Annotated in this window: 23 protein-coding genes; 5 read left to right on the top strand and 18 right to left on the bottom strand. The window is 69.4% G+C overall.

Features of this window, described 5'->3' with window-relative positions; translation table 11 throughout:
* Positions 1–43 precede the first annotated feature (43 nt).
* Together PSH03_RS19105 and PSH03_RS19100 are read right to left on the bottom strand one after the other, a co-directional pair.
* Complete coding sequence (locus PSH03_RS19105) at positions 44–1,039, bottom strand: LacI family DNA-binding transcriptional regulator (protein ID WP_238689936.1); 996 nt, start codon at positions 1,037–1,039, stop codon at positions 44–46.
* A 315-nt stretch (positions 1,040–1,354) separates the two neighbouring features.
* Positions 1,355–3,727, bottom strand: coding sequence for a glycoside hydrolase family 3 N-terminal domain-containing protein (locus PSH03_RS19100; RefSeq protein WP_238689935.1), 2,373 nt, complete (start codon positions 3,725–3,727; stop codon positions 1,355–1,357).
* A 285-nt stretch (positions 3,728–4,012) separates the two neighbouring features.
* Here PSH03_RS19100 and arfA point away from each other — a divergent pair, with 285 nt between their 5' ends.
* A complete protein-coding gene (gene arfA / locus PSH03_RS19095) occupies positions 4,013–5,536 on the top strand; it encodes an arabinosylfuranosidase ArfA (RefSeq protein ID WP_238689934.1) in 1,524 nt (507 codons plus the stop codon).
* A 111-nt stretch (positions 5,537–5,647) separates the two neighbouring features.
* On the opposite strand, the gene PSH03_RS32550 is transcribed toward arfA, so the two are convergent.
* The 8 genes from PSH03_RS32550 to PSH03_RS19060 form a co-directional block, all read right to left on the bottom strand.
* A complete protein-coding gene (locus PSH03_RS32550) occupies positions 5,648–5,773 on the bottom strand; it encodes a hypothetical protein (protein ID WP_255750828.1) in 126 nt (41 codons plus the stop codon).
* A gap of 99 nt (positions 5,774–5,872) precedes the next feature.
* The gene (locus PSH03_RS19090) at positions 5,873–7,075 is read right to left on the bottom strand and encodes an RNA-guided endonuclease InsQ/TnpB family protein (RefSeq protein ID WP_210781505.1); all 1,203 of its coding nucleotides are present in this window, start codon (positions 7,073–7,075) and stop codon (positions 5,873–5,875) included.
* Between the two features lie 503 nt (positions 7,076–7,578).
* Positions 7,579–9,096, bottom strand: coding sequence for an aldehyde dehydrogenase family protein (locus PSH03_RS19085; RefSeq protein ID WP_210781507.1), 1,518 nt, complete (start codon positions 9,094–9,096; stop codon positions 7,579–7,581).
* Positions 9,093–10,301, bottom strand: coding sequence for a fumarylacetoacetate hydrolase family protein (locus PSH03_RS19080; protein WP_210781508.1), 1,209 nt, complete (start codon positions 10,299–10,301; stop codon positions 9,093–9,095). The genes PSH03_RS19085 and PSH03_RS19080 overlap by 4 nt, the downstream gene beginning before the upstream one ends.
* On the bottom strand, positions 10,298–11,479 hold the full coding sequence (locus tag PSH03_RS19075) for a mandelate racemase/muconate lactonizing enzyme family protein (RefSeq protein WP_238689933.1): 1,182 nt from the start codon (positions 11,477–11,479) through the stop codon (positions 10,298–10,300). The genes PSH03_RS19080 and PSH03_RS19075 overlap by 4 nt, the downstream gene beginning before the upstream one ends.
* A gap of 8 nt (positions 11,480–11,487) precedes the next feature.
* Entirely contained in the window at positions 11,488–12,318 is an 831-nt protein-coding gene (locus PSH03_RS19070) for a carbohydrate ABC transporter permease (RefSeq protein WP_210781510.1), read from the bottom strand.
* Positions 12,315–13,268: a carbohydrate ABC transporter permease gene (locus PSH03_RS19065; RefSeq protein ID WP_210781511.1), complete on the bottom strand. Its 954-nt coding sequence runs from the start codon at positions 13,266–13,268 to the stop codon at positions 12,315–12,317. Before PSH03_RS19065 ends, PSH03_RS19070 begins: the two co-directional genes overlap by 4 nt.
* A gap of 76 nt (positions 13,269–13,344) precedes the next feature.
* Complete coding sequence (locus PSH03_RS19060) at positions 13,345–14,592, bottom strand: ABC transporter substrate-binding protein (RefSeq protein WP_210781512.1); 1,248 nt, start codon at positions 14,590–14,592, stop codon at positions 13,345–13,347.
* A 162-nt stretch (positions 14,593–14,754) separates the two neighbouring features.
* Between PSH03_RS19060 and PSH03_RS19055 the strand changes: the two genes are divergently transcribed.
* A complete protein-coding gene (locus tag PSH03_RS19055; protein WP_238689932.1) occupies positions 14,755–15,546 on the top strand; it encodes an IclR family transcriptional regulator in 792 nt (263 codons plus the stop codon).
* A gap of 37 nt (positions 15,547–15,583) precedes the next feature.
* Here PSH03_RS19055 and PSH03_RS19050 read toward each other — a convergent pair whose 3' ends face one another.
* Entirely contained in the window at positions 15,584–15,880 is a 297-nt protein-coding gene (locus PSH03_RS19050; RefSeq protein WP_210781514.1) for a chorismate mutase, read from the bottom strand.
* 121 nt (positions 15,881–16,001) lie between these two features.
* Complete coding sequence (locus PSH03_RS19045) at positions 16,002–16,619, bottom strand: TetR/AcrR family transcriptional regulator (protein ID WP_238689931.1); 618 nt, start codon at positions 16,617–16,619, stop codon at positions 16,002–16,004.
* Positions 16,620–16,700: 81 nt separating this feature from the next.
* Here PSH03_RS19045 and PSH03_RS19040 point away from each other — a divergent pair, with 81 nt between their 5' ends.
* Positions 16,701–17,129 carry a hypothetical protein gene (locus PSH03_RS19040; RefSeq protein ID WP_210781515.1) on the top strand — a complete coding sequence of 143 codons (429 nt, stop codon included), beginning with the start codon at positions 16,701–16,703 and terminating at the stop codon, positions 17,127–17,129.
* Positions 17,130–17,140: 11 nt separating this feature from the next.
* Positions 17,141–17,527: a hypothetical protein gene (locus PSH03_RS19035; protein WP_210781516.1), complete on the top strand. Its 387-nt coding sequence runs from the start codon at positions 17,141–17,143 to the stop codon at positions 17,525–17,527.
* Positions 17,528–17,656: 129 nt separating this feature from the next.
* On the opposite strand, the gene PSH03_RS19030 is transcribed toward PSH03_RS19035, so the two are convergent.
* From PSH03_RS19030 to PSH03_RS19015, 4 genes are all read right to left on the bottom strand, one after another.
* A complete protein-coding gene (locus tag PSH03_RS19030; RefSeq protein WP_238689930.1) occupies positions 17,657–18,598 on the bottom strand; it encodes an SMP-30/gluconolactonase/LRE family protein in 942 nt (313 codons plus the stop codon).
* Between the two features lie 156 nt (positions 18,599–18,754).
* Positions 18,755–19,642, bottom strand: a complete 888-nt coding sequence (locus PSH03_RS19025) for a helix-turn-helix transcriptional regulator (protein ID WP_210781518.1) — start codon at positions 19,640–19,642, stop codon at positions 18,755–18,757.
* 98 nt (positions 19,643–19,740) lie between these two features.
* On the bottom strand, positions 19,741–20,331 hold the full coding sequence (locus PSH03_RS19020) for a TetR/AcrR family transcriptional regulator (RefSeq protein WP_210781519.1): 591 nt from the start codon (positions 20,329–20,331) through the stop codon (positions 19,741–19,743).
* A complete protein-coding gene (locus PSH03_RS19015; protein ID WP_210781520.1) occupies positions 20,324–21,160 on the bottom strand; it encodes an alpha/beta fold hydrolase in 837 nt (278 codons plus the stop codon). The genes PSH03_RS19020 and PSH03_RS19015 overlap by 8 nt, the downstream gene beginning before the upstream one ends.
* Positions 21,161–21,327: 167 nt before the next feature.
* On the opposite strand from PSH03_RS19015, the gene PSH03_RS19010 reads away from it, so the two are divergent.
* The gene (locus PSH03_RS19010; protein WP_210781521.1) at positions 21,328–21,930 is read left to right on the top strand and encodes a class I SAM-dependent methyltransferase; all 603 of its coding nucleotides are present in this window, start codon (positions 21,328–21,330) and stop codon (positions 21,928–21,930) included.
* 94 nt (positions 21,931–22,024) lie between these two features.
* On the opposite strand, the gene wrbA is transcribed toward PSH03_RS19010, so the two are convergent.
* Both wrbA and PSH03_RS19000 read right to left on the bottom strand, forming a co-directional pair.
* Positions 22,025–22,624, bottom strand: a complete 600-nt coding sequence (gene wrbA, locus PSH03_RS19005; RefSeq protein ID WP_210781522.1) for an NAD(P)H:quinone oxidoreductase — start codon at positions 22,622–22,624, stop codon at positions 22,025–22,027.
* Positions 22,625–22,789: 165 nt separating this feature from the next.
* Positions 22,790–23,182, bottom strand: coding sequence for a YybH family protein (locus tag PSH03_RS19000; protein WP_210781523.1), 393 nt, complete (start codon positions 23,180–23,182; stop codon positions 22,790–22,792).
* Positions 23,183–23,224 lie beyond the last annotated feature (42 nt).

Below are 23,224 nucleotides of genomic sequence, written 5' to 3'. Positions count from 1 at the left end.
CTCAACTCAACTGTGGATCTGCCGTGTGGTGCGTGCACCTCCTTCAGGCCGCTGCCGCGCTCTTCGGTGGTGCTGTCGAGTCGCGCACGACGAGGCTGGTCGGAAGCACGATCTGGCTCGGCTCGTCCCACTCCCCGGTCACCAGTGACTTCAGCATCCGCGCGGCTTCGTACCCGAGCTGATACATCGACTGGTCCACAGTGGTCAGACCCGGCTGGGTCAACGCCGACTCGGGGATGTTGTCGAACCCCACGACGGACAGGTCCCCCGGCACCGAGAACCCCAGCTCCCTGGCGACCTCCAGGACCTTGAGGGCCATCCCGTCGCTCGCCGCGAAGATCGCCGATGGCGGGTCCGGTCGTTGCAGCAGGACGCGCGCCAGCGGAGTCGCCGACTCCGGGTTGAAATCTCCTCGGCCGATCAGTGTCGGGTCGACCGGAACCCCGGCGGTGGTCAGCGCGGCCCGGTAGCCCTCCTCCCGGGACCAGGCCGAGGCCAGGCTGTCCCGGCCGGCGATGAACCCGATGCGTCGATGGCCCAGGCCGAGCAGGTGCTGGACCGCCGTGGTGGCGCCAGCGAGGTTGTCGGAAATCACCGAGGGTGCCGTCGAGCCCCGCACCGGGTCGATGGCCACGACCGGCGTCCGGGTCCGGAAATCACCCCAGGGCGTGACGACGATGCACCCGTCGGTGAGGGTGCCCGACAGTCGGGTCAGGTGGCGCTGCTCCCAACCCTCCGAATACGACCCGTAGAGGTCGCTGTTGGCATAGATGATCAGATCGAAGCCCGATCGGCTCAGCGCCTTCATCACGCCCTTGAGCACTTCCGCCGTGTACGACTGGAAGCTGTGCGCCACGAGACCCAGAACGTTGGTGCGGCTGCGCCGAAGGCTGGTGGCCACCAGACTCGACTCGTAGCCGAGCTGCTCGATGGCGGAGCGCACCTGAGCGACAGTGCGAGCGCTGACGCCGTAATGCCCGTTGACGACGCGCGAGACGGTGGCGGTGGAAACGCCAGCAGCTCGGGCGACATCACTCATTGTTACCGGCGCATTGACTTCAATCATGCCGCTCTCTCTGGACTGCAATCGTTATCGGTTACGTTTCCAGGATGTTGCCAACGTAACTGAGAACGATTACGAACACAAGACCTCTTCGTCCTTGACCGACCGTCGAGAACAAGGTCCTAACCGGACGCCCGCAAGGGCGCGATGACCTTCGGACGCCGTTGCGGATAACGCAATCGGCATCCTCTGCCGGGGGTCGGATTGGGCCCGATTTCCGTGTTGGTGCCACCCGTTGACAACAGGACGGCACGCTCCGTCAAGAACCATTCCCCGTCCCCGGGTGAACGATCACAGTTGCCGAACTTCGACGGCCCCGGTAAAGACCTTCGACGTCGGCCGGTCCGGGTCCGCACTGATGACAAAGGTGCCGGCATGGGTGTGGTCGGCAGCCGAGAAGCCGACGTACACCTCGATCTGCCCGGCCTCCACCGCGTAGGCCATGCTCCGGTCGTAGAAACCGAGCTGGCCGGTGGGGAGCGCGAACCGCACCGCCACCCGCTGGCCGGCGGCGGCCTCGACGCGGGCGAAGGCCTTCAGCTCCAGCACCGGCCGGGTGACAGTGGCCTGTGGGTCGCGGACGTAGAGCTGCACCACCTGCTCCCCCGCCCGGTGTCCGGTGTTGGTGAGCGTGACCTCGACACCGACGGTGTCCCCGGCGCGAACCTCGGCGCTCTCCACCGTGGCGTCCTCGATCACGAACGAGGTGTACCCGAGGCCGTGGCCGAAGACGTACCGCGGGGCGACCGGCGAATCCACGTAGTCGCCGTGCCAGTGTGACCGCCCGCCGGACACCTTGTGGCCGTAGAAGACGGGGATCTGGCCCACGCCGCGGGGGTACGAGATCGGCAGCTTCCCGCTCGGGTCGACCTCACCGAGGAGCACCTCGGCGATCGCCTGCGCCCCGGTCTCCCCCGGCAACCAGGCCATCAGCACCGCGGCGCATTCCTCGTGCAGGAAGTCGCTGCCCACCGGTCGGCCGGCGACGAGCACCGCCACGACGGGCGTGCCGGTGGCGACGACGGCACGGACAAGCGCTTCCTGCACGCCCGGCAGATCCAGACTGGACCGGTCCCGCGACTCGCCAGTGGTGGCCCCGGGCGTCACGCCCGAGCGATCACCCAGGACCAGCACCGCGACGTCGGCCGCCGAGGCGACGGCGACCGCCTCGGCGAACCCCTCGGTCGACGGGTCGAGCACGTCGCAGCCCCGGGCGAAGCGCAGCCGGTCGCCCAGCCGCGCCGCGAGTTCGTCCCGCACCGTGGGCACACCCTCGGTACTCTCGTCGATCTCCAGATCGTCGGGGATCGTCATCATCTCGCCGAGCAGGCCGCGCCGCTTGCGCGCCTGGACCAACGCCTCGATGTGGGCCACGAACGAGTAGTCACCGAGCAGGTGTCGGGCGTCGTCGGCGTTCGGGCCGATGAGAGCGACGGTTCCGACGCCGGCGAGCAGCGGCAGGACGCCGTCGTTCTTGAGCAGGACGAGGCTGCGGCGGGCGATCTCCAGCGCCACGTCCCGGTGCCGCTCGGCGTTCGCCGACGTCGAGGCCGCATCCTCGTCGACGTACGGGTTCTCGAAGAGCCCGAGTTCGACCTTGTGCCGAAGGATCCGTGCGACCGCCTCGTCCAGCCGGGCCTGGCTGACCTCGCCGGCGTTCAGGGCGCGGGTGAGGGCGTCCGCGTACGCGTCCGTCGCCGGAAGCTCGACGTCCACGCCCGCGCCGAGGCCCACAGTCGCGGCCTGCTGCTTGTCCTGGGCGAAGTGGTGGTACGAGTGGAGGTCGTTGACGGCGAAGTAGTCGGAGACCACGGTTCCGGTGAAGCCCCACTGCCCACGCAGGACGTCGGCGAGGAGTTCCTGGTTGGCATGGCACGGGACGCCGTCGAGCTCGTGGTAGCCGGCCATCACCGACTGGAGCCCGCCGTCACGGACCGCCGCCTCGAACGGATACAGGTACACCTCGCGCAGCAGACGCGGCGGCAGGTGGGCCGGCGCCCAGTTCAGCCCACCCTCGGACGCCCCGTAGCCGACGAAGTGCTTGGCGGTGGCGAGGACGCCGTCGGCCAGCTCGGCGCCCTGCAGGCCCCTGACGAACGCCACCCCCATCCGGGACACCAGGTACGGGTCCTCGCCGTAGGTCTCCTCCGTCCGGCCCCACCGTGGGTCGCGCACCACGTCCAACACCGGCGAGAGCCCCTGATGACTTCCCATGGCGCGCATCTGTGCGCGAACAACGTCCGCCAGCTGCCGGTTCAGCTCCGGTGCCCAGGTGCTCGCGACGCCGATCGCCTGCGGGAAGATGGTCGCCTCGCGGGCCATGACCCCCGAGCAGACCTCCTCGTGCACGATCGCCGGAATCCCCAGCCGGGTCTCGCTGACCAGGAAGCGCTGGATCGCGTTGGCGGCCCGCGCCACCTGCGCCGCCTTCAGACTGGTCGCGCCCGCGATGCGGGTGACGTGCCCCAGGCCGTGTCGAAGGATCGGCCGGGCCCGCTCGGCCGCGAACCGTCCGCCCTCCAGCAGTGTGAACGCCCACGTGCTGCCCAGTTGCGCGAGCTTCTCCTCGCGGGTCATCCGGGCCAACAGATCCGACACCCGTTCGTCGACCGGTGCCGTCGCATCCCTGTAGGTCGCCTCGATCTCCGGCTCAACAGTGGTCACCCGGTCACCCCAATCACCGCGACAAGCTGGTCTTTCGGCCGGGGCGGCAGGACCCGCGGGGGGATGCCGGCCAGACATTGGTCCAGGCGTCGCGTTCCCTTACGTAAACGTAATCGGTAACGTTTACATAGATCGAGAACGTAATCGAAGACGATCACGTTGTCCAGAGCTCACAGTGCCTCCACCACCCCTCGGTCCCGGCGCTCGGGCAGTGCTGCCGGCGTCGGACCTGCACGAAGGGAGCCAGCCCTGAACACCCACCTCGACAGCGCGCCGGAGAACGGCGTGAACACGGCCCGCCTGACCCTGGACCCCCGCCGACGCGTCGCGCCGGTGCCACGTCGACTCTTCGGCTCGTTCGTCGAGCACCTGGGTCGCTGCGTCTACACCGGAATCTACGAGCCGGGGCACCCGACGGCCGACGCCGACGGCTTCCGGGGCGACGTCCTCGCGCTGGTGCGTGAGTTGGGCGTCACCACGGTCCGCTATCCCGGCGGCAACTTCGTCTCCTCCTACCGCTGGGAGGACGGCGTAGGCCCGGTCGACAAACGACCGGCGAGGCTCGACCTCGCCTGGCACAGCCTGGAGACCAACGCGTTCGGGCTCGACGAGTTCATGCGGTGGGTCGGCAAGGCCGAGGTGGATCCGATCATGGCGGTCAACCTGGGCACCCGTGGCACCGCCGAGGCCGTCGACCTGCTCGAGTACGCCAATCACCGCGGCGGGAGCCACCTCGCCGACCAGCGCCGCGACAACGGCGCCGTCGATCCGTACGGGATCAAGCTGTGGTGCCTGGGCAACGAGATGGACGGCCCGTGGCAGGTGGGTCAGCGCAGCGCGACCGAGTACGGGCGGCTGGCGGCGCAGACCGCGAAGGCCATGCGCCGCTTCGATCCCGATCTCGAACTCGTCGCCTGCGGCTCCTCACACCTCGGTATGCCGACCTTCGGCAGCTGGGAGCGTGACGTGCTGACCGAGGCGTACGACGACGTGGACCTGATCTCGCTGCACGCGTACTACCAGCCGGTCGACGACGACCTGGCCAGCTTCCTCGCCTCGGCCGAGGACATGGACAGGTACATCGACGCCGTCACCGCCATCGCCGACTCGGTCGGAGCGATCCGTCGGTCCACCAAGAAGATCATGATCGCGTTCGACGAGTGGAACGTCTGGTACCAGTCCGCCGCCCCGTCCACGCCGCCGAGCGGCGAGGACTGGCCGGTCGCACCGCCGCTGCTGGAGGACCACTACAGCGTGGCCGACGCGGTCGTCGTCGGCGGCCTGCTCATCAGCCTGCTGCGGCACAGCGACCGGGTGAGCGCGGCGTGCCAGGCCCAACTGGTAAACGTCATCGCACCGATCATGACCGAGACGGGCGGCTCGGCCTGGCGGCAGACCATCTTCCACCCCTTCGCCCGCACCGCCCGGCACGCTCAGGGCACGGTGCTGGACGTGCTGCGCGAGGGCAGCACGACGACCACCGACCGCTACGGTGAGATCAACGCGGTCGACGCGGTCTCCACCTGGGACGACACCACCGGGGAGATGACCGTCTTCCTCGTCAACCGCGTCCTCGACACCCCGGCCGAGGTGACCATCGACGTCGCCGGCGCGCAGGTCAGCGACATCATCGAGTGCGTCACCGTCGGCGGCACCGACCTGCACGCCAAGAACACGGCCGACGGTCCGGACCACGCCGCGCCGCGCCCCAACGACACGGCACGCGGCGCCGACGCCAGCGTCCAGCTGACTCTTCCGCCGGCGTCCTGGACCATGCTGCGCCTGCGTGCCGCCGACAAGACCCCGTGATCGGCTGACGAACGGTCCCGGACATGCCCCGGCCGCGCACACCCTGGCAATCACCAGGGGTGCGCGGCCGGGGGCTTCCCCACCACAGGGAGTACGGGATCCAGCCTGTTGTTACCGGGCGTCGACGGGATCGCTGTCAGAGTCGTTGAAGAGCTTGTCGCCCCGGTAGCGGGCGACCACCGGCGCGTTCAGCTCACCACTGACGGTCTTCTTCAGCCGGGCGACGCCGTGGCGCACCGGGGCCGACCCGAGGTGCCTGTCACCCGCGTAGAAGTCGACAGTCGTGGGTGAACGCTTGACGTCCTCTCTGCCCTGGAGGGCGGAGATTCCGGTCTGCTACGCCCCCGAAGGGGCAAGCTCTCGGCGGGTTACCGCTTCGCCGCGCGGTGCCGGCACGGGTGCCGGTCTTACCTGCGCTCCACGGTCGTTGAGGTCCGCCCGTCCGGCGGCCCTGATGTTCTTGGCGGCGTTCACGTCTCGGTCGTGCAGGCTGCCGCATGGGCAGCCCCACGTCCGGACGTTGAGCGCCATCTTATCGTTGATCCGGCCGCAGTCCGAGCACATGCGCGTCGACGGAAAGAACCGACCTACCCGAGCGAAGGTGCGCCCGCGCCGGGCGGCCTTGTACTCCAGCATGGCCGCGAACTGCGACCACCCAGCGTCGTGCACCGACTTCGCCAACCGTGTCCGGGCGAGACCAGCCACGCACAGGTCCTCGACGAACACCGCTTGGTTGTCGCGGATGATCTGCGTCGAAAGCTTGTGCTGCCAGTCCCGCCGGGTGTCGGCCACCTTCGCGTGCGCGCGGGCGACCTTCCGGACAGCCTTCTTGCGGTTGTTGCTGCCCCGCTGCTTGCGGGACAAGCCCTGCTGCAACCGGCGCAGCTTGCGGGCTGCACGGCGCAGGAACTTCGGCGCGCTCACCTTCGTCCCGTCGGACATCACTGCGAAGTGCGTCAACCCCAGGTCGATGCCGACCTCCGAGTCCAGCTCGGGCAACGGCTGGTCGGCGGTCTGCACCACGAACGAGGCGAAGTGCCGACCGGCGGCGTCCCGGACCACCGTCACCGACGTCGGCGCAGCCGGCAGCTCCCGCGACCAACGGACTTCCAGATCGCCGATCTTCGGCAGCCGCAGTCGACCGTTGTCGAGGATCTTGAACCGGGCGTTGGCGGTGAACCGGACGGCCTGCCGGCTGTCCTTGCGGGACCGGAACCGGGGAGCGGCGACCTTGCGACCCTTGCGCATGCCCGACAGCGAGGCGAAGAAGGCGCGGTACGCAGTGTTCAGGTCAGCGAGGGCCTGCTGCAACACCACCGATGACACCTCACCCAGCCACGCACGCTCCGGGGTCAACTTGGCCACGGTAACCCGCTTGGACAACTCGGCGTCCGTCGGATACGGCAGGCCAGCCTCGTGTGCTTCCTGTCGCACGCGCAGCCCGTCGTTGAACACCACCCGCGCGCACCCGAACGCCTTCGCCAGCGCCTCACGCTGGGCGGCGTCCGGGTAGAGCCGGTAGTTGCACCGAAGCTGCACGCATCGATTCTAGCGTTGGTCTATGGCTGATCTCGGAGACGTCCGCACTGGTAGACGGTCGGGCGCAGGAGCGCGGGGGGTGCGGCCGAGGCGGGCGGGGCGGTGACGGCGGCGAGCAACGCGAGCATCAGCCGGCGCGTCGGTGCCGGCATCAGGGGACGGGGAGGTGCGACGGGCATGTTCCTGCTCCCTCTTCGGCGTGTGGGTCAGACCGCACCGAGCGGCCGACCGACCATTCGATGGTGAGGTGAAGGGATACCAGTAACGAGCGATGCAGCTATGCGAGCGCTAACATCGTTCCCTGCCGAAAACACAACCATGAATTGCATTGACGGTGAAGACGGAAATCGGAACAGAGAATCGCGTCCAAACAATTCGGGCGCGCTTCAGCGGCACCAGGACAACTGGCGCGCGAATTCGCTGTCGGGTCGATGTCGTCGAGGAATTCGCGCGCCAGTCGCAGGTGGGCCGGAAACGCGCCCAAAAGAAACCGGCAGACCCGGTTATTCGACCGCTGGCTGCAACCTCCCGTCGATTCGCCGGGAGATGGCGGTGTACTCGTCGCGCAACTCCTCGGGGAGGACCCAGGCCGGGGCGTCCTGCCACGCCAGTGGGCGGAGGAACCGTCGGATCGACGTGGCGCCCACCGACGTGTGCACGGCGTTTGTCGACGGCCACGGGCCACCGTGGTGCTGGGCCCACGACACCCGGACACCGGTCGGGTAGCCGTCGAAGACGATGCGACCCGCGCGGGCGGCGAGCACGTCGACCAGTCGGCGTACGACGTCGGCGTCGTCGCCCGGTCCGCTGTGGAGCGAACCGGTCAGCGACGGCGGGACGGAGGCCAGCGCGGCGTCGAGGTCGGCGGCGTCGTCGTAGCGGACCACTACCAAAAGCGGGCCGAAGCACTCGTCGGCGATCTCGGCGGTCAGGCCGGCGAGGTCGACCTCCAGGAGGGTCGGTGCCACCGTGAAGCCCGCCCCGGGTTCGACAGTGGGCCGCGCCGACAGCCGGGCGCCGGCCCGTTCGAACTCCGTGGACCGGTCCTCGAACGCGTCCCGGATGCGCTCGTTGAGCAGGAGCGTGCCGCCCGACGCGTCGACTCTGGCCCGCAGCGCGTCGACCAGGCCGTCACCACCCGGATCCGACGGAACGAACGCCAGGCCGGGCTTGGTGCACAACTGACCGCCCGAGTTCGTGAAGGAGCCGAACAGCCCCTCGGCGATCTGGTCGGCTCGGGCGGCGGCCGCGTCGGGCAGGACGACGATCGGGTTCACGCTGCTCAGTTCGGCGTACAGGGGAATGGGGTCGGGCCGTTCGTCGATGGCCGCCTGGATGGCGCGGGCGGCGTTGACCGAGCCGGTCAGGGCGGCTGCGCGGATCGCCGGGTGGCGCACCAGCGCGCGACCGGCCTGCTCCCCGTACACGGTCGCGACGACACCCTCGGGCCCGCCGAGGTCGCGGACCGCCGACTCGATCGCGGCGGCGGAGGCGTGCGAGGTCAGCGGGTGCGACGGGTGGGCCTTCAGGATCGTCGGACACCCGGCGGCGAGCGCCGCGGCCGTGTCACCGCCGGCGACCGAGAAGGCGAACGGGAAGTTGCTGGCCCCGAAGACCGCGACCGGCCCGAGGGGTACCAGCATCCGCCGCAGGTCCGGGCCTCGGCCGAGCGGGGTGTCGGCGGCGTGGTCGATGGTGGCCTCGACGTACGCGCCGTCGCGCAGCACCTCGCCGAACATCCGGAACTGGAGCGCCGCCCGGGTGAGTTCCCCGTCGAGTCGCGCGTGGCTCAGCCCGGTCTCCGCCTCGGCGGCAGCGACCAGATCCACCCGACGGGACTCCAGCGACGCGGCGATCGCGTCCAGCAACTCCGCGCGGCCGAGCCTCCCGCGCGCGGCCAGCCACTGCGCCGCCGGGGACGTCTGACCGGCGATCACCTCCAGTCGAGACTCGTCGGTCTCGGTGAGCTCCGTCGCGCGACGCTGACCGTCGCGCGGATCGACAGTGCTGACCACGTTCACAGCAGTCCTCTCCTTACCAGATTGCCCATGAGATCGCGGACGCCGAAGTGCCAGGGCTCGCACTCCTCCGCGTGCCACACCCGATTGACCAGGGTGCCGAGCGCCGGGCAGCTGATCCGTACCACGTCGTCGACCTTGTGGGTGAAGCCCTCACCGGGGCGGTCCCGGTCCTGGATGGGCGCGAACATGGTGCCGAGCATCAGGGCGGCGCCGTCGGGATAGTGGTGGTGCGGCCCGATCAGCTGCCGGACCAGTTCCTCGGGATCGCGTGACATCTGGGTCATCTCCGAGACCGCCTCCAGGTGGAAGCCGTCCTCGCCGCGAACCTGCAGGCGCACCTCGAGTTCGCGTATCCGATCCATGCCGAACCGGTCGTCGAAGAGCCGGATCAGGGGGCCGAGGGCGCAGGAGGCGTTGTTGTCCTTCGCCAGGGGAAGCAGGAGCGCCGAGCGGCCCTCGATGTCACGCAGGTTGACGTCGTTGCCGAGGGTGGCGCCGACGATCCGGCCACTGGACTGGACGATGAGCGTGACCTCGGGTTCCGGGTTGTTCCAGGTCGACGCGGCGAGCACGCCGACCGGAACGGCGGTGCCGACGGCGGAGAGGATCTGTCCCTTGGTGAAGATCTCGGCGTCCGGGCCGATGCCCACCTCCAGGTACTGGCTCCACATGCCCTCGGCGACCAGCAGACTCTTGAGCCGATCCGCCTCCGGTGAGCCCGCCTCCAGGTTGTGCAGGTCGACACCGACGTCGGCGAGCATGCGGTGCCGGATGTCCGCCGCCAGTGCCAGGTCTCCCCGCGCCCGTTCCTCGATCACCCGCTCGATCATGGAGATCGGGAAGGTCACGCCAGCGGCCTTGAGCGCCTGGAGGTCGACCGGGGTGAGCAACCAGGGCGTGCCACGGTCCCGGGTCGCGGCCCCCGTGTTGGCCAGTATCTCCCCGAAGTCGCCCACCCTCGGCCCGTCGAGCCCGGCCACCGTCGCGGCGGGATCGGGCAGCTCGCAGATGTCGCGGACGGTCGGGAACCGGTGGCTGATGTCGATGACCTCGCCGTCGCGGACGGTCACCGGTGAGGGGCCGTCGCCGGACGGGTCCCAGATGCGGCCGATGAGGACGCTGTCGGCATCGTCCGGCAACGCTTCGGCGGCGGTACCGACCCAGTCCGCGGCCGCGGCCGACCCCCGGGGCCGTGGCAGCGTCATGAGTCGCTCTCCAGGTTGAAGAAGGACCGCTCGTCGCGGGGACGGATGTCGAAGACGGCGTCCTGGAACATCCGCAGCGGGTGCGGTGTGAACGGATGCTGCTCGATCGCTGTGAGATCCACCTCGATGCCCAGGCCGATCCCGGTCGGGATGAGGATGTCTCCGTCGTCGGTCAGCACCAGCCGCTCGTTGGTGATCTCGGGACGCCAGGGCACGTCGGTCGCCATGATCTCCAGGTACCGGAAGTTGGGCAACGTCGCCCCGAGTTGCAGCGTCGCTGCGGTGCTGAGTGGACCGCTCGGGTTGTGCGGCGCGAAGCCCACGTAGCTGGTCGCGGCGAGCGTGGAGATGAAGGCCAGCTCGGCGATCCCGCCGGCGTGCGTCACGTCGGGCTGGACGAAGTCGACCGCCTGGCGGGCCAGCGCCGGCGCGAAGCCCTGCCGCCCGTACCACCGCTCCCCCGCGGCGAGCGGCACCGGCGACGCGCGACGGATGTCGACGAGCGCGTCGAGGTTGTCCGGTGGGCAGGGTTCCTCGAACCACACCGGGTCGAACTGGGCGATCTCCTTCGCCACCTTGATGGCGTGGCGGACGTCGAAGCGGCCGTGCCCCTCGACGAACAGCTCCACCTCGCGGCCCACCGCCTGACGGACGGCGTCGATCTGGGCCAGCACCCGGTCCAGCTGCGCGGTGGTGATGGTCAGGTCGTAGTTCTCGAACGGGTCCCACTTGAGGCCCCGGAAGCCCGACTCCACGGTCCGGCGCGCGGCGGCCGCGTAGTCCTCCGGAGTGACGGCGCCGGAGAACCAACCATTGGCGTACGCGCGGACCCGGTCGCGGGTCGCGCCGCCGAGAAGCCGGGAGACCGGCACGCCGAGCTCGCGCGCCGAGATGTCCCACAGGGCCATCTCCAGCGAGCTCAACGCCGTCATGATCACCGGCCCGCCGCGCCAGTACCAGTCCCGCGCGGTCTCGTAGAGGATCTTCGAGATGCTTGTGGGATCCAGGCCCACCACCGCCTCGGCCAGCTCGGCGATGGCACCCTGGACGGCACGTTCCTTGCCCTCCAGGGTGGCCTCACCGAGCCCGACGATCCCCTCGTCGGTGTGGACCCGCACGATGACGAGGTTCGTACGGTAGAAGTCGACGACCAGTGTGTCGACAGAGACGATCTTCATCTTTCGGCTCAACCCTTCACCGCACCGGCGGTCATGCCGGACACCACGTACTTCTGGACCAACAGGTAGAAGGCGACGGCGGGCAGTGTGAACAGGAAGGCGACAGCCATCACCGTCTGGATCGGTGTACCCAGCTCGCCGATGAAGTTCGCGATGCCGACGGAGGCGGGTTGCAGATCGGGGTTGAAGATGAACGTCACCGCGAACACGTACTCGTTCCAGGCGTGGAAGAAGGCGATGACCGCGGTGGCCGCGATCGACGGTGCGATGAGCGGCACGTTGATGCGGGTCAGGGTGGTGAAGGGCCGGGCGCCGTCGGCGCGCGCCGCCTCCTCCAGTTCCTTCGGGATGCCGTCGATGGCGCCCTTGAGGATCAGCGCGACGATCGGCAGGACGAAGGCGGAGTTCACCAGGACGAGGCCGGTCAGCGAGTCGAGCAGTTCGAAGCGGCGGAACAGCGCGAACAGCGGGACGACCATGAGCGCCTCGGGAAGCATCTGCGTGAACAGCAGCACGACGGTCAGCACGGCCTTGCCCCAGAACGAGAACCGGGACAGCGCGTACCCGAGCGGAATGCCCAGGCCGACGGAGAGAACCATCGTGCCGACGGCGATGATCAGGCTGTTGAGCAGCCACCCGGCCGCCTTGCCCTCGGCGAGCGCGTCCACGAAGACCCCGAACTGGCCGAGGTCGGGCGTGAGCCGGGGCTTGTCGGCGAAGAGGTCGCTGTTGCTGGACAGCGCCGTGACGAACATCCAGTACAGCGGGAACACCGCGACACCCAGCACGACGAGCACGGCGATGATCCGTGCGGTGACACCGAATCGGAAGCGCCTCATCGGACGTCCCCCTTCTCCACGGCACGGGCGACCAGGCGGCTGCCGATGATGACGATGAGCGAGATGACGACGCCGACCATTCCGATGGCCGCCGCCGATCCGAGTTCCTTCGAGTCGAACGCCTGCGAGTAGAGGTCGATGACGAGCGTCTCGGTGGCACCGACCGGTCCGCCCTTGGTCATCAGCCAGATCAGCTCGAACCGCCGCAGCGACCAGATCGTCATCAGCAGGGCCAGCAGGCCCACTGTCGGCTTGATGACCTGCCAGGTGACCGCGCGGAAGGTGGCCCATCGTCCGGCGCCGTCCACCGTCGCGGCCTCGTTGAGGTCCTGCGGAACGGACTGCAGGGCGGAGAGCAGCACCACGGAGGTGAACGGGAACAGCTGCCAGATGGTCGTGGCGAGCACTGCCGGGAGCGCGTAGCGCGAGCTGTCCAGGATGGCGCCACCCGGGACGCCGAGCCCGACCGCGTCGAGGAAGCGGTTGACGATGCCGTACTGCGCGTTGAGCATCCAGGTGGCGATGAGCGCGACCGCGATGCCCGGAGCGGCCCAGGGGACGGTCACCAGCGCCCGTGCCACGCCCCGGCCGCGAAACTTCTTGTTGAGCAGGAGCGCGACGGCGAGCCCGGCGCCGATCGCGACGACCACACAGGTGATCACGTAGACGAAGGTGATCAGCAGCGTGCGGTGGAATTCGGGGTCACCGAAGATCCGGTTGAAGTTGTCGAGCCCGACCCACTCGCTGCGGGTGGGGTTGAGCAGCCTCGTCCTGGTGAAGCTGAGGTACACCTCCTGAACGAGGGGTACCACCTGGAAGACGAGGATGAACAGGGCGGCGGGTGCCAGGAAGAGGTACGGCGTCCACTTGCTGCCCAGTGGGCTGGGCCGACGCCGGGGCCGGCCTGGGGTTGGTGTCTTCGGTGCTCCGGTCTGCTCGACCACAGTCATCGGGTTCGATCCTTCTGGGGGAAGGACGCTGCCGGCGCACGGATCGTTGCGCCGGCAGCGTCGCCGTGTCGAGCGGTCAGCGGACCAGTTCGCTCGCCTGCTGCTGGGCGCGATCCAGTGCCGACTTGAGGTCGGCCTTGCCCTGCAGTGCCGCGACCACGTTCTGCACGACCACCTTGCGGATGTCCGGCGTCTTGGCCTCGAACCCCAGGACGATCTGCGGCAGGCTGGTCTCGGTGAGCCCGTCGAAGACGGGGAGGAACGGGGTCGCCTTGAGCGCCTCCGCGCTGCGCTGCGTGGTGGTGGCCACGCTGCTCGCGCCGAGGATCTCCTGAAGCTTGACCTGGTTCTGCGGCTCCAGCGCCCACTTGATGAAGGTGCCGGCCTCGTCCTTGCCCTCGCTCGCCTCGTTGATCACGATCGGTGCGAGGATCGCGCCCTGCTTGCGGACCGGGAACGGGATGGGCGCGACGTTGAAGTTCAGCTTCGCGTTCTGGCCGCGGGTGGCGGTCACGTAGCCGCCGTTGTTCAGCTCCATCCCGACCTTGCCCTCGGCGAACATCCGCCGGAAGGTGGCCGCGTCCGCTCCGCGCGGGATCACGTTCGCGTCGTACAGGTCCTTGAACGCCTGCAGGCCCTTGAGGTTCTCGGGCGAGTTGATCGTCAGGTTCTTGCCGTCGGACCACGCGCCGCCGAAGCCGTAGACGTAGTTGAAGATGTCCTGCCAGACACCGGCCTCCTCGGCCTCCGTCTGACGGAACGCCAGGCCGAAGACGTCACCCTTGGTCAGCGACTTCGCGGTGGAGGTGAACTGCTCGTAGGTGGTCGGCGGCGTCGGGATCAGGTCCGCGTTGTAGAACATCGCGTAGTTCGACGCCTCGAAGATGACGCCGTGCCGGACACCGTCGTGGACCATGAACTGGTCCGGCTGCTTGAGCAGGTCGTACTTGCTGGCGTCGATCACCTTGTCCAGCGGCGCGACGAGGCCGGCGTCGGAGGCCGCCTCGAACTCGGGCATGTCGAAGCGGATCAGGTCGGGGCCCTTGCCGCTGCCCATCTGCGTGAGCACGGTCTGGCCGAAGGTCGGGTACGGCACCGCGGCGGCGGACACCTGGACCTTGGTCTGGCTCTGGTTGAACTCGTCGAGCCACTTCGTCAGCAGGGGCCCGCGGCCCGGGTCGCCGAAGGTCGAGGCGGCGAAGGTCAGTTTGGTGACGCCGTCGCCGGAATCGCCGTCCGAGCCGCAACCGGTCAGGAGGGTGGCGACCAGGCCGAGGGCACATGTCGCCCTGGCGATGCCGAAATGAGCGCGCTTATTACCCATCGTTACTCCACTGTTACGAGTTGGCGTCAAGCCGATGAAATTGCAACGATCGTAGCGCCATGTGCAACGGTGTCAAGTGGCGATTGCGCATCGCGTCATCTATATTGCATAATGTGCAATGAGAGCGACGGCGTTGCCCGTCGCGCGAGGGGAGACACAGCCTTGGCGCAATCAATCCGCCGCGCGATCGACCTCATCCGTCGATCCGCGGAGCACCCGCTGTCCCTTACGGAGGCTGCGGACGTGCTCGGCGTCCACAAGTCCACAGCCCTGCGCATCCTGCAGACACTGGAGTCCGCGCGCTTCGTCCGCCGCACCGGCGCGGGCACCTACGTGCTCGGCAGCGGCCTGATCGAGCTGTCCGAGCTCGCGCTCGGCTCGATGGACCTCCGCCAGCCCGCGGCCGCACACCTGCGTGCGCTGCAACGCGCGACCGGCCACACCGTACACCTGGCGCAACTGACCGGCGACGAGATCATCTATATCGACAAGGTGGACAGCCCGGCCTTCGACGCCGTCAAGCTGCCCTCGCGGGTGGGACGCGCGGTGTCCATCTACGCGAGCGCTGTGGGCAAGACGATCCTGGCCTACCTCCCCCGGCAGGAACGCGACCGCCTTCTCTCCCACGTCGTCTTCGAGAAATTCACCGACACCACCTTCACCGACCACGACGCCCTGGAAGCCGAACTCGCCCGCATCCACGACTGCGGCTGGGCCATGGACAACGGCGAGCACGACGCCTACGTGATGTGCGTGGCCGCGCCGATCAGGGACTCGCGGGGACAGGTCATCGCCGCCGCCTCGATCACGGCGATCGAGGTCATCGCAAGCCTCGACCAGCTCAAGAGCAACCTTCCGCTGCTCCTGGAGACCGCCAACAAGATCTCGTACGAACTCGGCTACGCGCCGCCCGCCCTGGCGAGCCCGGACGGTGAGAGCCGCTCCGCGATCTGAGCGCGCCCGTCCCGGGCGATCACCGCACTCTCGACGCCTACCCGCCGGTGACGCGACGGTGCTCGTCGGTCTCCATGGCGATGAAGGCCTGGATCATGCCCCGGTAGATCCGTTCGATCAGATCCGGGTCGGCGCCGGCCTCGCTGGCCAACGTGCGGACCCGGGCCACCACCTGCGCCACCCGGTCCGGCGCACGGACCGCCTGAGCGTCGCTCTTGAGCGGGGCGGCCTGCCGGACCAGCGCCTCCCGCCGGGCGAGCAGCCCGACCAACTCCCGATCCAGCTCGTCGATCCGTGCGCGGATCTCGGTCAGCGTCGCCGCAGTCTCTGCCACGCCGGAATCGTCCCATGACGGCGACGCGATCAGGTGACCCGCTCGCCTGCCCGTTTCGGCCGGTCAACCCGGCAGCACGGGCACGGACGACTTCCTGCCCGCCTACGCCTGAGCCGTCCGGTCAGCGCAGCAGCGTCATCCGGTCGATGATGGAGTCGAGCAGCCCCGGCGGCCACGGGAACAACGGCGCCGCCACCTGGAGCTGGGCGAATCCGTGCAGCCCGACCCAGAGCGCCGCCGCGTCGCCGAAGGGGTCCACACTCGTCGATCGTCCCGCCGCGACGCAGTCGGCGAGCGTACGCCGGAAGACCTCGAAGGCTCCCATCCCGAGCACTGTGAGATCGTCCGCCATGGCCGGGACCCGCTCAAGGGCCTGCCCGGCGTCCCAGACGGCACCGAACATCACCCGGTACTGGTGGGGCCGGCGTTCGGCGAAGGTCAGGTAGGCAGCGCAGATCGCGCGCAGGCGCTCGACCGGATCCGCGTCATCGGGCGCGCTCAGCTCCTGCTCCAGGATTCCGAACGCGCGTTGCGCGACAGCGAGCAGGATCGAGTCCAGGTCCGGAAAGTGCGGATAGATCGATGGCGCGGAGATGCCGGCCTGTCGGGCGATCCCCCGCAGGGTCACGTTCTGCGGCGTGCCGTCCTGCAGGAGCTCCATCGCGGCGTCGACGATCTCGTCGCGCAGCTGAGCACCTTCGCCGCGCTTGTTGCGGGCCCGTGTTCTCGGTGAGGTCACGCCATGACTTTACAGGCGTTAGGCGAGAGCGTAAGTTAACGCCTGTAAGTTCACATCCGTTTCCTGGAGATGAGGCTCCTCATGACCACCGCAACAGCTACCCGAATCGGCCTCGCCGCCCCCGCCCGCCGCGCAGACCTCGTCGGCCGTGGGCTGGCGGCCCTCGCGTCCCTCGCCACCGGCGTCGCGTTCGTCAACGGCGTGCTCCTGACCATCAACGCCAGCGACGACCGCCTGTTCGTCGAAGGCTGGCGAGTTTCCAGCTTCGGCATCTTCGCCGCGCTCTTCGCCCTGCTCGCGGTCAGGCCCCGTCAGGCGGCCGGTGTCTGGGAGATCGTGCTCGTCGGCAAGGCCGCGCTCGTCGTGTTCGGCGCGCTGATCGGAGACGTCCCCGAGGCGCGCCTCTCCGCCATCATCGACTTCGGGCTCGTCGCCGTCGTCGCGGCTGCCTACGTGCTGTGCCGCGGCTGGTCGGCGTGGCGTCCCGCCACCACCAACCCGACCCGATGACGGAGGCGACGATGCCCCCCACCTCGCCTCGCCGGCGCGTCGACCGGACCGTCATCATCTCGATCTGGGCGGTCCCGGTCCTGGTCGTCGGCCAGTTCGCCATGCTGGCCATCGTCCCGGTGGTCCTTGCGCTGACCGTCAGCCTGCGGCATGCCCACCTACGCGGGCTACGCCGCTGGACCATCGCTCTCACCACCGCGTACGCCACGCCGCTGATCCTCTGGGCCATCGGGCCCGACCGCGCCCCGAGCCTTTCCAAGGACATGCACCCGCTCTTCGCCGCGCTGATCGTAGTGGCCGCGCTGGCCGCGGCAACTGCCTTCCACCTCTGCCATCGACGCCCGAGCAGGCCCGACGGGACGTCGAGCGAACGGCCGCACTTCCGGGCCGCGCCGTGACCGATGCGCTTCTCCCCCGCCTGGGCGGGAGCGCCGGATCGCCCGTCGCCGTCATCCGACGGTGGCGGGCGATCCAAGCGCTCAGTATCGAGGGAACGTGGCCTCACTGCTCCACAAAGGAGTGGTGGGTCAGCGGAGCGGCAGGGTGGCCAGCACCAGGTTGGGGTCGACGCCGGTGGCGTACGCGGCACTGAGCACGTAGACGGTGCGGCCCCGCACGGCCACCGAGGTCGGGTTCTGCAACCCGTCGGCGGCGGTCATCAGCGTTCGGGAACGGCCGGCCGCGTCGATGCTCACCACTGCGTTCGGTCCGTTCAGTGTGGCGACGACCTGGTGGTCACCGACGAAGGCGAAGTCGTCGATGCCGACCAGCCCGGTCGCCGCCACCCGGACCGGCCCGGGTCGGCCGTGCCGCAACGGAATGCGCAGCAGCGTGCCCTGGTCGAGGTTGGTCGCCCAGAGCGCACCGGCACGTACCTTGATGCCGTTGGCACCGAGGAAGCCCGCCGCGGCGAGCTCGGGTGCCGAGGACCAAACCTCGGCACTGCCGCCTTCCAGGGGAACGGTCGAGATCGTGCCGAGCACCGAGTCCGTGAGGTAGAACCTCTTCGTGTCCGCCTCGAACGCCAGACCGTTGGGGAGCCCGTCTGACGGCAGGGCCGCGATGCGGTGCGGGGACCGGCCGGGACGCAGCCGGTACAGCCCCGTGGTGGCGGCATCGCCGCTCGCGTAGAGGAAGTAGAGGGTGCCGTCATTCATTCGGACGATGCCCGTGGTCAGCGCGAACGCGAGCACCGGCGTGTTGACGCCGCCATCGGCCGGGGCCGGCAGAGTCGCCAGGATCCGCGTCCCGCCGGACGGGCTGACCGCGGCGACCTGCCGGGCGGCCGCGAAGGTGACGTAGGCGGTGCCGTCCGGGCCGAGCGCGACGTTCTCCGGCAACTGCCCCTTCGACAGGTCGAAGTGGACCGCGATCCGTGCGGGCACCGGCGCGGCCGACGCTCGGGGCGCCCCGACGGTGAGGGGCCTGGCGGTGGCGGCCGGTGCGGCGCCTGACGGTACGACCGTCACGACGCCGATCCCCGCTGCTGCGACAGCGACTGCGAGGGTCATCGTTCTCTTGCGCATTTCTGTCCTTACTCACTGTGTTGTTGGTGGGCTTGAAAAGGGCGCGACGGGTCCGGCGCTCCTTGCGGAGCACCTCGTGTCGAGCCGATGGGGACGGCGCTATTCGCGCCTGACGAACGGCTGCGGAGCACCAGCACGGGTGGTGACGACGCCGTGTACGAGCAACGTCATCGCGGCGTGAGATGCCGAGCCGGGTTCGGTGGTGGCGACGACAACGGTCTGGCCGTCCTCGATACGCAGGGTCTGCTGTGTCACGTCCATCGCACCGACCAGCGGGTGACACATCCGGTAGACGGTGTCGCCGCCGGCCTTCACCCGGTGATCGGCCCACATGGCGGCGAACTGCGGACTCCGCATCGTCAGCTCACCGACCAGCGCGGCCATCAGCGGGTCGTCCGGGTGCTGCCCGGACGCCATCCGCAGCGTCGCCACCACCGCGCGGGCCTTGGCGGGCCAGTCCGCGTACAGGTCACGGGTGTGCGCGTCCAGGAACACCAGTCGTGCCATGTTCGGGTACTGGTTCGGCCGCTGCGGGATCTCCGGGTTCAGGTGGCCGGCGAACAGGGCGTGACCGGCGGTGTTCCAGGCCAGCACGTCGGCGCGGCGACCGAGCACCACCACGGGTACGTCACCAAGCGTCGCGAGGAGCTGGCGTACCGCCGGGCTCACCCGTTCCGGGGCCGGACGACGGACGGCGGGCCGACGGCGGGTTCCGGCCGCCAGCTCGCCCAGATGGCGGCGTTCCGCGTCGTCGAGTCGCAGTGCCCTGGCAAGCGCGTCGAGCACCTCGGGTGAGGCGTTCACGGCCTGCCCCTGCTCCAACCGGGTGTAGTACGAGACGCTCACCCCGGCCAGCAGGGCCAACTCCTCCCGGCGCAGCCCTCGAACCCGGCGCCGCTCACCGTACGTCGCCACGCCGGTGTCCTCCGGCCGCAGCTGGGAGCGCCGGGCCTGGAGGAAGTCGCCGAGTTGTCCTCTCGCGTTCATGCCTCGAAGTATTGCGAGCCCTGCCGGCCCCAACCACTCCCTGCCAGGGGTAGGCACCGCAGGGTGGGGCGGCCGGTACGGGTCGAGGCGACCCGGTTTCAGCGGGCGGCGTCGCTGCCGCTGGCGGGACCGGCGCGAAGGCCCTGATCGATGAAGTTGACCAACCAGGTGAAGCTGTCGTCGACGGACGCGTCGATCTGGAACCCACCAGCCGTCTCCAGGGTGGCGAACCCGTGCAGGACGCTGCGCAGCGTCCGCATGGCGTGGATCTTTTGGCCGGGGTCCAGGTCGTACCCGCTCAGCATGGCCGCCCAGGAGGCCATCACCCGCTCGCTGGCCGGGATGAACGGGTCGTCGGGGCCGGTCGGGCGGGTGGCGTTGGCGGCCGCGTACCGGCCGGGGTGTTCCCGCACGTACGTCCGCATCGCCTGCGCGCCCGCGGCGAGGGCATCGCTGCCGGACCGGCCCTGAATGGCGTCGCGGATGGCATCGCCGGCCTCGGTCATGGCCAGGACGGCGATCCGGTGCGCCAGCTCGGCCTGGCTGGCGACGTGCTTGTAGAGCGAGGGGGTCTTGACCCCCAGCCGTTCGGCGAGCAGACCCATGCTGAGGTTGTCGAAGCCGACCTCGTCGACCAGCTCGGCCCCGGCCTCGGTGACCGACGCCGGCGTGAGCCGGGCCTTAGGCATTGGTCAGCGTCCGGGCGAGGAAGGGCAGGGCCAGGGCGACGACCTGGTCGGGCGTCTGGACGTGCGGGTAGTGGCCGGCGCCCTCGATGACAGCCAGCTCGCCGAGCCCTCGCGGCAGGTCGGCGATGATGCGCTCACCCTCGGCCCGCGGGTCGGCCCAGTCCGGGTCGGCGCTGCCCTGAATCACCAGGACCGGGCAGGTGACGTTGGGCAGTTGCCGCCCGGCGTCGCCCGGGCTGGTCTTGGCCATGGCCTGGAGGACCTTCATCCGGCCGGGCTCACTCATCGTGGCCTCGATACGTGCCAGCTCGCTGTGCCAGTCGGCGGGCTTGGTGGGGATCGCCACGTCGAGGTACCTACGCCAGTTCGCCAGGCTGCCCCGCAGGAGTACCTGCGCCAGTTGGAGGTAGCCGGCCCGGAAGCGCTTCACCCGCACCAACCCGCCAAGGTCGAAGGACTGTGCGCGGGTGAACGGCGCCAGCTCGATGGCGCCGACGATCAGCTCGGGCGCGGTGGCGGCCGCGATGGTCGCGGCACCCCCGCTGATCGACTGGCCGATGATCACGGCCGGCCCGCCGAGGTGGCGCACGACGGCGACGAGATCACCAGCGATGTCGGTGCGGCTGTAGCCGTCCCAGCCCAGGCTGGAGTCGCCGCAGCCACGGATGTCGACGTTGGCGACCCGGTATCCGGCCGCGACCAGGGCCGGAGCGACGAACCGGTAGGAGTGTCGGCTGTCGCCCATGCCGTGCGCCAGGACGACCAGTGGGCCCTGTCCGGTCACCTCGTAGGCGATGGTGTTGCCGGCAATGTCCAGGTATTCGGTCATGACGTCCTCCATGGAAGCTAACGTGATTAGCTAAAGGCTAACCGCATTAGCCACAGCTGGCAAACGCCGGTCGCCGCTACGTCCCTCCGCCCAGGCCGAGCTGGGGATAGAGGGCGTCAGGGGCGGAGGCCGCCTCGGCAAGGCCTGGTGACCCGTATAGTGCCGCGATGGAAACGGACACGGTGCGGCAGGCTTACACGTCCGTCGCGGAGCTCTACATCGAGCTGTTCGGCACGAGCCAGCAGGTGGACACCGACGACCTCGCCCTCATCAGGCGACACCTGGGCAGCCGGCCCGGCCGGGTGCTCGATCTGGGGTGCGGGCCTGGCCACCTCACCGGCTACCTTCGTGAGCTGGGCGTCGACGCAGCGGGGATCGACCTGGTCCCCGAGTTCATCGCGCATGCGCGGGCGTCCCACCCGGGCGTCGAGTTCCACATCGGTTCGATGGAACGCCTCGACGTGGCCGACGACTCGATCGACGGCATCCTGGCCTGGTACTCGTTGATTCACCTTCCGCCGCCGGAGTTCGACGGCATGCTCAAGGAGTTCCGGCGGGTGCTGGTCCCGGACGGACGGTTGGTCCTGGGCGTCTTCGACGCCGAGGAGGTCGGCGCCTTCGACCACAAGGTCCTGACCGCCTACCGCTGGCCGGTCGACGAGATCTCCGAACGACTCGGCCGGGCCGGTTTCCGGGAGGTCGAACGCCTCCGGCGGCCCGGCACCGACGAACATCGGCTGCTTGCCGCCGTCGCGGCGATCGCGGTGTGAGGACGCCGAGGGCCGGCCTCCCGTGGTGGGAGGCCGGCCCTCGCCCAGCTGAGCACCCGCGTCGACGCGGGCGTCCGTTACGGCGCCAGCGCGATCAGGCGCTGAGCTTGCCGGCGATCTTGACGACCCGCTCGGCCAGGTGGTCGAGGGCAGCGAACTGGGCGTCGCCCAGCGGGGCGTCGTTGCTTCCGCCGGTGACGTGCGAGACGCCGTACGGGTTGCCGTCGGCGAACTTCAGCGGGTCGGTGTAGCCCGGGGCGACGACCAGACCGCCGAAGTGGTGGACGGTGTTGTAGAGCGCGAGAAGCGTCGACTCCTGGCCGCCGTGCGCGGTCATGGAGGCGGTGAAGCCGGCGTACACCTTGTCGGCGAGCAGGCCCTGCGCCCACTGCGGGCCGAGGGTGTCGATGAACTGCTTGAGCTGGCTGGCCACGTTGCCGTAACGGGTGGGCGTGCCGAACAGCACCGCATCCGCCCAGACGACGTCGTCGGCGGTCGCCTTCGGCTCGTTCTTCGTGGAGTCGAAGTGCTGGCTCCAGGCGGCGTTGGAGGCGATGGCCTCGGCCGGGGCGAGCTCCGGAACCTGACGCAGCCGCACCTCGGCGCCCGCCTTCTCGCCGGCCTCGGCGAGGCGCTTGGCCATGGCGTGGAGGGTTCCGGTGGACGAGTAGTAGATGACGGAGAGCTTGGTCATCGGAGGTATCCTTCCCAAAGTAGTTGCCGCTGATAAATTTGCGGCCGCAACAATCTCGACTGTAGCAGCCGCCCCCGCGGCGCCCCAACGTCCTGACCATGCCCACCTGCGTGACGGAGCACACCAGGCGGAGCGGGAACTGTTGCCGCCGGCGGGTTCCTCGGGTCACGACCCGTCCGGGGGGTCGGCGGGCTGCTGCCCCGGCCAGAACGGCCACTCCTCGAATGAGCGGCACCGTCCGTCGTCGGCGAATCGCATGACCCACAGGTCGCGGTACTCCTGGTCGACCGGGTCGCCGTAGCGGACCTCCTGGCGCGACACGGCGGTGTCGCCCTCGACCGCGACGATCTCCGTGGTCAGCTGGAACACCTCGTCGGGGCCCTTGCGCTGCTTCTCCCACATCCGGGCGATGGCCGGCAGGCCGACGACGGGGGTCCAGTACGGGCCCTGCTGATAGCTCGCGTCCTCGGTGAAGAGCGTGACCAGCGCGTCAGTGCCCGGGGTCCGCCAAAGCCGCTCGTAGGTGGCCAGCCAATCCTCGACGTGCTTCCTGTCCATGGCCAACACCCTGCCATCCGAGCGGCGCCCAGCTGGGAAAAC

The organism is Micromonospora salmantinae, from assembly GCF_022230905.1.
In the GTDB taxonomy this organism is placed as follows: Bacteria; Actinomycetota; Actinomycetes; order Mycobacteriales; family Micromonosporaceae; genus Micromonospora; species Micromonospora salmantinae.
The sequence above is the reverse complement of the archived record's forward strand: the minus strand, read 5'-3'. Positions and strand labels throughout refer to the sequence as shown.